This is a genomic window from Stenotrophomonas sp. GD03654, from assembly GCF_029845105.1.
Classification (GTDB): Bacteria; Pseudomonadota; Gammaproteobacteria; order Xanthomonadales; family Xanthomonadaceae; genus Stenotrophomonas; species Stenotrophomonas africana.
The window spans coordinates 1-9,010 of sequence record NZ_JAOCLC010000113.1 but is presented as its reverse complement, the minus strand read 5'-3'; the positions used below and the strand labels follow the sequence as shown (position 1 = coordinate 9,010).

The 9,010-nt window shown below is 67.3% G+C and carries 10 protein-coding genes; 3 read left to right on the top strand and 7 right to left on the bottom strand.

The features are described from left to right. Positions 1-117 precede the first annotated feature (117 nt). Both N5J73_RS23325 and N5J73_RS23320 read left to right on the top strand, forming a co-directional pair. A complete protein-coding gene (locus N5J73_RS23325; protein WP_049410017.1) occupies positions 118-519 on the top strand; it encodes a hypothetical protein in 402 nt (133 codons plus the stop codon). 3 nt (positions 520-522) lie between these two features. Next, positions 523-969, top strand: a complete 447-nt coding sequence (locus N5J73_RS23320; RefSeq protein ID WP_049447252.1) for a hypothetical protein — start codon at positions 523-525, stop codon at positions 967-969. 155 nt (positions 970-1,124) lie between these two features. Here the strand turns inward: N5J73_RS23320 and dcp are convergent, their stop codons facing one another. From dcp to arfB, 3 genes are all read right to left on the bottom strand, one after another. Next, on the bottom strand, positions 1,125-3,281 hold the full coding sequence (gene dcp, locus N5J73_RS23315; protein WP_088480834.1) for a peptidyl-dipeptidase Dcp: 2,157 nt from the start codon (positions 3,279-3,281) through the stop codon (positions 1,125-1,127). Between the two features lie 111 nt (positions 3,282-3,392). Further along, entirely contained in the window at positions 3,393-3,995 is a 603-nt protein-coding gene (locus tag N5J73_RS23310; protein ID WP_049447249.1) for a lysophospholipid acyltransferase family protein, read from the bottom strand. A 4-nt stretch (positions 3,996-3,999) separates the two neighbouring features. After that, on the bottom strand, positions 4,000-4,431 hold the full coding sequence (gene arfB, locus N5J73_RS23305; protein ID WP_032130467.1) for an alternative ribosome rescue aminoacyl-tRNA hydrolase ArfB: 432 nt from the start codon (positions 4,429-4,431) through the stop codon (positions 4,000-4,002). Positions 4,432-4,564: 133 nt separating this feature from the next. Here arfB and N5J73_RS23300 point away from each other — a divergent pair, with 133 nt between their 5' ends. Further along, positions 4,565-5,092: a DUF2059 domain-containing protein gene (locus N5J73_RS23300; protein WP_049447247.1), complete on the top strand. Its 528-nt coding sequence runs from the start codon at positions 4,565-4,567 to the stop codon at positions 5,090-5,092. Between the two features lie 81 nt (positions 5,093-5,173). On the opposite strand, the gene N5J73_RS23295 is transcribed toward N5J73_RS23300, so the two are convergent. The 4 genes from N5J73_RS23295 to N5J73_RS23280 all read right to left on the bottom strand — a co-directional run bounded on the left by N5J73_RS23295 (position 5,174) and on the right by N5J73_RS23280 (position 8,895). Then, a complete protein-coding gene (locus N5J73_RS23295; RefSeq protein WP_049447245.1) occupies positions 5,174-5,914 on the bottom strand; it encodes a pseudouridine synthase in 741 nt (246 codons plus the stop codon). Between the two features lie 109 nt (positions 5,915-6,023). Beyond that, positions 6,024-6,602 carry an O-methyltransferase gene (locus N5J73_RS23290; RefSeq protein ID WP_049447243.1) on the bottom strand — a complete coding sequence of 193 codons (579 nt, stop codon included), beginning with the start codon at positions 6,600-6,602 and terminating at the stop codon, positions 6,024-6,026. A 5-nt stretch (positions 6,603-6,607) separates the two neighbouring features. Beyond that, positions 6,608-8,263 carry a ubiquinone biosynthesis regulatory protein kinase UbiB gene (ubiB, locus tag N5J73_RS23285; protein ID WP_049447241.1) on the bottom strand — a complete coding sequence of 552 codons (1,656 nt, stop codon included), beginning with the start codon at positions 8,261-8,263 and terminating at the stop codon, positions 6,608-6,610. Beyond that, on the bottom strand, positions 8,260-8,895 hold the full coding sequence (locus N5J73_RS23280; protein ID WP_049447239.1) for an SCP2 sterol-binding domain-containing protein: 636 nt from the start codon (positions 8,893-8,895) through the stop codon (positions 8,260-8,262). The genes ubiB and N5J73_RS23280 overlap by 4 nt, the downstream gene beginning before the upstream one ends. Between the last annotated feature and the right edge of the window lie 115 nt (positions 8,896-9,010).

Genomic DNA, 9,010 nt, shown 5'->3' with positions numbered 1-9,010 from the left:
TACAAAACGGGTTACGCAGGTTTTACGCCCCGGCCCGGCCGCGGGCATCGCACCTTTACGGGCAGCACGCGCATCGTGTGCCCACCGCGCCACAGGGCGCATTCCGCAAGGTGTTGTATGACCCTCCTGGTGATCCGCCACGCGTCTCCGTCGGCGCCGCGCCCGCAGCTGCCGGCGCAGTTGAGCGGCCATCGCGTGCTGTGCAGCGACTGCGCCAGCCTGTCCGAGGTACGCCAGTGCCTGTGCCAGCCGCAGGCGCGCTCGGCCGACTGGGTACTGCTGGATGTTGGTGCCGCCGACGAGGCGCAATGGCAGGCCGAAGGTGGCGCGCTGCAGGCGGCGCTGGAACGGCTGCCGGCGCAGTACATCGAGCTGCAGGCGCCCAGCGAACCCGGCCTCGAGGCACGCCTGCGCCTGCAGCATGGCCCCGCAGCAGTGGTGGTGGACCAGCGCAGCCAGCAGGCCGGTTATCCCTTGTCGCTGGCCATCGTTGGCCGCCGCCTGGCGCAGGAGGGCTGAGCCATGTCGATCTTCATCATCCGTGGCCCGGAAGCCGCCGGTGCATTGATCCGCACGGCGATGCCACTGCCGGCGCCGGTACTGAAGTCACTGGTGCATCGCGCGATCGACGCCGGCACCAGCGTGGCGATCCGCGCCTGCGGCTCGGAACAGGAACTGCTGGATGCCCTGCGCGTGGCCGACCACAGCCGTGGCGAGGTGACGCTGCTTGACCCGGGTGCGTGTGCCAACAGCCTGCGCCTGCAGCGGCTGCTGCCCTACCTGCACAACGCCTACGTGGAAGTGCATGACGACGGCGCGGTGGCCGAGCCGTGCCTGCCGGCCGGTGTCGGCCAGCGCCTGGGCATCGCCGCCGGGTATGGCGCGCAGAGCTATGTGCTGGCGCTGGATATCGCGCTGGATTACCTGGGGCTGGCCGAGCAGGCGAACCGGGTGCATGTGGGGACGTAAAGCGCTTGTGTAGCGTCGAGCCATGCTCGACTGGCTTTTCCGCCTTTGTAGAGCCGAGCCCATGCTCGGCTGCCTTTCCAGGAAACATCAGCCGAGCATGGGCTCGGCTCTACACAAAGAAAAACGGCGGGGTTTCCCCCGCCGTTTTCTGTTTCTTATTTCAGCCCGCGGAACTTCAGCAGCGGTTCCACCGACGGGTCCTTGCCGCGGAAATCGCGGTACAGGGTCGACAGCTCCACGCTGTTGCCGCGCGAGAGGATCTTGTCGCGGAATTCCTGGCCGTTGGCCGCGGTCAGGCCACCGTGTTCGGTGAACCACTGGTAGGCGTCATGGTCGAGCACTTCCGCCCAGAAGTAGGCGTAGTAGCCAGCCGAGTAACCACCACCCCAGATGTGGTCGAAGTAGGTGGTGCGGTAACGCGGCGGCACCTGCGGCAGGTCGACCTTGAACTTCTTCAGCGCGCTGGCTTCAAAGGCGCCGACATCCTGCAGCGGCGCGTCGGCCTTCTGCGTGTGCCAGGCCAGGTCCAGCAGTGCGGCCGACAGGTACTCGGTGGTCGCGTAGCCCTGGTTGAAGCTGCGTGCCTTGAGGATCTTGTCGACCAGTTCCTGCGGCATCGCTTCGCCGGTCTTGTAGTGCTTGGCGTAGTTGGCGAACACCTTCGGGTCCAGCGCCCAGTGTTCGTTGAACTGCGACGGGAACTCGACGAAATCACGCGAGGTGGCCGTACCGGCGATCGACGGGTACTTCACGTTCGAGAACATGCCATGCAGTGCGTGGCCGAACTCATGGAACATGGTGGTGACGTCGTCGAAGCTGATCAGCGCAGGCTGGCCGGCGGCCGGCTTGGTGAAGTTGCAGACGTTGTAGACCACCGGCTTGGCACCGGTCAGGCCATCCTGTTCGACGAACACGTCCATCCAGGCGCCACCGGACTTGCTGTCACGCTTGAAGTAGTCGGTGTAGAACAGGGCCAGCGAGGTGCCGTCCTTGTCGAACACTTCGTACACCTTCATGTCCGGGTTGTAGGTCGGAATGTCGGTGCGCGGCTTGAAGGTGATGCCGTACAGCTGGGTGGCGGCGTAGAAGACGCCGTTCTGCAGCACGTTGTCCAGTTCGAAGTACGGCTTGATCTGCGACTCGTCCAGATCGTACTTGGCCTTGCGCACCTGCTCGGCATAGAAGTCCCAATCCGAGGCGGCGACCTGGAACCCACCCTTCTGCGCGTCGATCACCTTCTGGATCTCGCCGGCTTCGGCGCGGGCCTTGGCGGTGGCGGCCGGCACGGTGTCGGTCAGCAGCTTGAGCGCGGCGGCCGGGGTCTTGGCCATCTGGTCGCCCAGCTGGTAGTCGGCGAAGGTGTCAAAGCCGAGCAGCTTGGCCTTCTGCGCGCGCAGCTGGGCCAGGCGCTGTACGGTCTGCCGGGTATCGTTGGCATCGCCGCGCTCGGCGCGGGTTTCCGAAGCCTTCAGCACGGCGGCGCGCTGGTCGCGGTCACTCAGCGAGCCGAGCACCGGCTGCTGGGTGGTGTTCTGCAACGGCAGCAGGAACTTGCCATCCAGCTTGCGCTCCTTGGCGGCGTTGGCAGCGTTGTTGATCGCATTCTCGTCCAGGCCAGCCAGCTTGGCCTTGTCGTCGACCACGACGGCCGCTGCGGCGGTGGCGGCCACCAGGCGGGTGTGGAACTGGGTGGAAAGGGTGGTTTCTTCCACGTTGAGCTTGCGCAGGCTCGCCTTGTCGGCGTCGGACAGCTGCGCGCCAGCGCGCACCAGGCCGTCGTAGTAATGCTCGACCAGGCGCTTCTGCACCGGATCCAGTTCCAGCGTGTCACGCTGGTCGTACAGCGACTTCACGCGCGCGAACAGCTTCGGATCGAGATTGATCTCGTCCTGGTGCGCGGCCAGCTTCGGCGCCACTTCTTCCTGGATCTTCTGGCGTGCATCGTTGGTATCGGCCTGGACCAGGCCGAAGAAGATGCGCGACACGCGGTTCAGGGTCTCGCCGCTGCGCTCCATCGCCACGATGGTGTTGTCGAAGGTGGCCGGTTCGCTGCTGTCGGCGATCTTGCGCACGTCGGCCAGGTGCTGGCGCATGCCTTCCTCGAACGCCGGCAGGTAGTCGCTGTCCTTGATCTTGTCGAACTGCGGCGCCTGGAACGGCAGCGTGCTGGCGCTCAGCAGCGGATTGGTGGAGGCTTCGGCTGGCTGCTGGGCCGGGGCTTTCTGGGCATCGGACACGGGGGTGGACTCCTTGCCGGAACAGGCCGCCAGCGCCAGGCTGATGGCGGCGGCCAGGACTACGGTACGCGACATGTAAAACACTCCTTGGGCAGACGGTACGGGATACCAGCCCTCCACCCTACTCCTGTCGCGCTCGCCCGGCATGTGCCGGACGTGGCGTCTATGCGGCGGCCTGTGGCAGGCTCAAACCGTACCGCGGGTCTTGCCGATCCAGGGCCGGTAGAACTCGCGGATGGCGGCCATGTCGGCGGCGTCATCGCCGCTGGGCGTGAACAGCGGGCCGATGCCGATGGTCTTTTCCGGGTAGTGGAAATACGCGGCCAGGATCGGTACGTCGGCCATCCGGGCGATCTTCAGGAAGCCGGCCTTCCAGTCCTTCACCGCCTTGCGGGTGCCCTCGGGCGTGATCGCGAACCACATCTTCTCGTTGTTGCGCAGCAGGTCCACCGCCTGCCCCACCGTGCCCTGCGGCGAACTGCGATCGAGCGGGATCACGCCCAGCTTGTGCAGCAGCGGGCCCAGCGGCCACCAGAACAGCGATGCCTTGCCCAGCACCTTGACCTTCATGCCCAGCGCGATCTTGGCCGCCATGCCCCACAGGCCATCCCAGTTGGACGAATGCGGGGCGATGATGAAGACCAGCCTGGGGATGTCAGGCAGGGTACCGGTCACCTTCCAGCCGCCCATGCGCAGGGTGCAGCGCGCCAGCCAGCGCAGGAAGGCGTTGGGTTTGACCTGCGGCATCTGCGGCGGCACGGCCGGCAGCAACGAAGTCGGGTTGTTCAAGCAATCACTCCCAGTCACGTGATGAGCGCCCGCGCTTGATCTGCGCGCGCCCGCGTTTGGCGTCCAGACGACGCAGTTTCGACCCGAGGGTCGGCTTGGTGGCCTTACGCGGTTTGGGCACGCTCAGCCCGGCCTGGATGAAGGCCGCCAGCCGATCGCGCGCATCCTCGCGATTGCGATCCTGGGTCCGGAAACGTTGCGCGTCGATGACCAGCACGCCTTCGCCGGTCATGCGCCGGTCACGCCGCGCCAGCAGGCGCGCGCGCAACGGTTCGGGCAACGAGGGCGAGTTGGCCACGTCGAAACGTAGTTCCACCGCGGTGGAGACCTTGTTGACGTTCTGGCCACCGGCACCACTGGCACGCACGAACCGCTCGACGATCTCGCCGTCGGGGATTTCAAGTTGCGCGCTGATGGTGACCGGTCCACTGCCCATCCGCGCATTGTAGCGGCAGCCACGTGCCGGAGTGCGGCATCGCGCACCGTATGCCGCCGATCAGGTACCGAACACGCCGCCTTCGCCTTGGCTGCGGGTATGCTGGCCGTCCCATGTACCGCAGGAAGCCCGCATGACCCGCTTCGTACCCGCCCTGCCGCCCCTGCTGCGCCGCGCCGCCCTGCTGCTGGCGCTGGCCGTAGCCAGCGTTCCGGCCCTGGCCGCGCCACCGACCGATGGCGACATCAACCGCCTGCTGTCCGCGTCGCGGGCGCAGAGCATGATCGACACCATGCTGCCGCAGATCGAGGCGATGCAGCAGCAGCAGTTCCAGCAGGTGGCCGCACAGCGCCAGCTCAATGCCCAGCAGCAGGAACAGATGAAGCGGATCCAGGCGCGGACCAGCCAGACCCTGCGCCAGGCCCTGTCGTGGCAGCAGCTGCGGCCGATGTACGTGGACCTGTACAAGAAGACCTTCAGCAAGGAAGACGTGCTGGCGATGGCCGAGTTCTACGAGAGCGCGGCCGGCCAGAGCCTGCTGGACAAGACCCCGGCCCTGATGCAGAACGTGATGGTGGCCATCCAGGCGCGCATGCAGCCGCTGTTCGCGGACCTGCAGAAGGACCTGGAAGCGATCGTCAACGAGCCGGAAAAGAAGTGACCGGGATTTCCGTAGCGCCCGAGCCCATGCTCGGGCGGCGGCGCGCAGCGCCGTGAAGCGCAGCCGAGCGTGGGCTCGGCTCTACAGGTCCTGGTGCCAGCCGAACAGGTCCAGCGCCTTCTGGAACTCGCGGTCCAGCGGCGCACGTACATCCACCATGCCACCATCGGGATGCGGGAAGCGCAGGCGCTCGGCATGCAGCAGCATGCGGTGCACGCCCTGCATGCGGAAGATGCGGTTGTGGCGGCCATCACCGTGGCTGGTGTCGCCGATCATGTGATGCGAAAGATGCTTCAGGTGCCGGCGGATCTGCCGGAAGCGCCCGGTCTGGGGCTGGCAGCGCAGCAGCGCGTAACGCGAGCTGGTGAATTCACCGACCGGCACCGACAGCTCGCCGGTGGCCAGGCGCTGGAAGTCGGTGACCGCCGGCTTCTTCACCGGCTTGCCCGGGCCGCCATCCAGATCATGGTCGACCTGCCAGGCGAGTTCGGCCGGCCAGCCACGGCAGACGGTCAGGTAGTCCTTCAGCACTTCGCCGCCCATCAGCGCCTTGCCCAGCGCGCTGGCGGTCTCGCGGTCGAACGCCAGCAGCAGGCAGCCGCTGGTCGCCCGGTCCAGGCGATGCACGAGGAAGATCGGTCGGCCCAGCTGCTCGCGCAGGCGGTCGGCCAGGAAGTCGTCTTCGCCACGGGCCAGCTTGCTGTCGTGGACCATCAGCCCGGCAGGCTTGTTGACCACGGCAAGGCGCTCATCCAGGTGCAGCAGCTGCAGGGGCGCGGTGTCGGTCTCGACCGCGGCGAGGGTATCGGGTTCGGTGCTCACCGCGGGATTATAAGGGCCTGCTTACTGTAGAGCCGAGCCCATGCTCGGCTGCTCTGCGCGACCGGCAACAGCGTGCCAACCAAGGTTGGCACCTACCGATGTAGAGCGGTCAGGCGCTGCGTACGGCCAACAGCTCGCCATTGCCCACCGGCACCAGGCTGGTGCTGAAGTCCGGATCAGCGTCCAGCAGCACACGCAGCGGTTCCATCTCTTCCGCATGCGAGGTGGCGTTGTCCACCACCAGCAGGCCCCCCGGGCGCAGCACGCGGCGCAGCTGCGGCCACCAGCCGGCGTATTGCCCGCGGTCCGAGTCGAGGAACAGCAGGTCAATGCTGGCATCGGCGGCCTGTGCCAGCCATGGCCCGGCATCGTCGTGGACCAGCGTGATGCGATCGGCCAGGCCGCTGCGCGCGAAGGTGCCACGCGCCATCGCCGCCTTGTCCTCGGCGTATTCCAGCGTGGTCACGTGGCCGTCGATGGCGGCGGCAGCCTCGGCCAGCCACAGCGTCGAATAGCCGTTGGAGGTGCCGATCTCCAGCACCCGGCGCGCAGCGCCGAAGCGGACCAGCACGGACAGGAATTCCCCCGTCTCCGGCGTGATGTTGAGCATGCGGCGGCCACGCGCGCTTTCGCGGGCGTCGTTGTCGGCGCCGAAGCGGGCCAGTTTCTCCTTGAGTGCCTGCAGCATGGGGCCTACTTCCACCACGCGCGCAGCAGCGCCACTGCGCCGACCGCACCGGACAGCCAGCTCCACGCCGGCACATCGCCCCAGTACCAGCCCGGCGGCTGCAGCACATACATCAGTGCGGCGATGGCCAGCAGGCCGACACCGGTGATGGCACCCACCGCGCGCGTCTGCAGGCGCTGCACGCTGGCATCCAGTGCGGCCAGGTCGCGCGAACGCATCGACAGTTCGTGGCGGCCTTCCACCTGCTGGGTCAGCCAGGCGTGCACCAGGCGCGGCATGTCCGGCGCGTGGGTCATGATTTCCGGCAGGCGCTTGCCGATCTCGCGCACGACCCGGCGCGGGCTGTAACGCTCGCGCAGGATCTTCGCCAGCACCGGCTTGGCCACCGCCCAGATGTCGATCTGCGGATCGAGCTGGCGGCCGACGCCTTCGATGTTCAGCAGGGTCTTCTGCAGCAGGATCAGCTGCGGCTGCAGGGTCAGCTGGTAACGCTGGGCCACGCGGAACAGCTTCATCAGCACTTCGGCCAGCGAGATCTGCGACAGCGGGCGAGTGAAGTACGGCTCGCACACCGAACGCACGGCCGCTTCCAGATCGTCGATGCGCACGTTGTCCGGCATCCAGCGCGCCTGCACATGCAGTTCAGCGATGCGGCGGTAGTCGCGGTTGAAGATGGCCATGAAGTTCTCGGCCAGGTAGTACTGATCTTCCTGCGACAGCTGACCCATGATGCCGAAGTCCAGCGCGATGAAGCGCGGGTTGGCGCGACGCGACGGATCGGTGTCGACCCAGATGTTGCCGGCGTGCGCATCGGCATGGAAGAAGTTGTCGCGGAACACCTGGGTGTAGAACACCCGCACGCCCTTGGCGGCCAGCGCCTTGCGGTCGATGCCGGCCTTGTCCAGTGCAGCGATGTCATCGGACGGAATGCCCCACACCCGCTCCAGGGTCAGCGCGCGCTCGGCGGTGTGGCTCCAGATCACTTCCGGCACGTACAGGTCGTCGGAGTTTTGCCAGAAGCGGCGCAGCACGCTGGCATTGGCGCCTTCGCGCTGCAGGTCCAGCTCGGCGGCCAGGGTGTTTTCGACCTCGGCCACCACTTCGCGCGGACGGATCTTGTCGGCGCGCGGATGGGTGCGCTCGACCAGGGCGGCCAGCGAATTGAGCAACGCGATGTCGGCATCGATCTGCTTCTCGATGCCCGGGCGCAACACCTTGACCACGACCTGGCGGCCATCGGCCAGCGTGGCCGCATGCACCTGCGCGATCGAAGCCGAGGCCAGCGGTTCGGTATCGAAGCTGGCGAACGCCTCGCTGACCGGCAGGCCAAGTGCTTCCTCGACGATGCGGCGCGCGGTCTCGCCATCGAACGGCTTGACCCTGTCCTGCAGCAGGGTCAGCTCATTGGCCACATCCGGCGGCACCAGGTCGCGGCGGGTGGACAGGATCTGGCCGAACTTGACGAAGATCGGGCCGAGATCCTGCAGCGCCAGGCGCAGGCGCGCACCGCGCGACTGTGCGGCGATGTCGGCCGAGGCGCGCGGCACGAACGGCTTGGCCAGGCGCAGCCAGCGTTCGGCCGGTGTGCCCTGCAGCAGGTCGTCGAGACGGTAACGCAGGATCACCCGGCCGATGCGGCTTGCCCGCAGCACCGCCTTCATGCGGCACCCCGCAGGCGCTGCACGCGTGCACCGAGCCGCTCGACGTCATCACGCAGCACGTCCACGTCGTCGTGGAAGGCATCCAGTTCAGCGCGCGGCACTACATCACGCGATTCCTCGGTGAGGAACTCGGCGGCGCTGTGGGCCAGGTCGACCGCGCCCTGGCGCGCGTGCTGCAGGGCACTGCGCAGGGTATTGGCGACCTGCACGCCCAGTACCTCGCCGAACACGCTGACGAACGGTTGCTGCCAGTCGGGATCGAAGCCCTTGGCCAGCTGCTGCAGGCGGCGCGCCAGTTCGGCATCGCCGGCCACGCGCACGCGGCCCTTGCCGTTGTTGTCACCGCGCCGTGCGTTGGCCAGCAGCGGCAGCTGCGCGAGCACGCCGGCCAGGCTGCTGCGCACGGCCAGGTCGGCTTCCTGCGCATCCACCGGGCCGACCCGCAGCTGGTCGCCGTCGACGCTGATGCGCATGGCCAGCGACGGCGCTTCCAGGGTCAGGTCGATATGCCGGCCGTCGAGGCTGGCCAGTGCATGGCGGGTATCCGGATCCAGCGCCAGCGCGCGGTTCAGGGCGATCTGCAGGGCGCGGCCAGCGACCGGCTTGAGGGACTTGAGCAGGGAGAGAGCCATGTGTGCATTCTACCTGCGTGGGTGGGGGGCTTGGGCCGGGCTGCCGCCCGGCACCCGCAGATGCAACGGCAACGGCAATAGCCGAAGCAACAGCAACAGCGGGCATTCCGTGGGT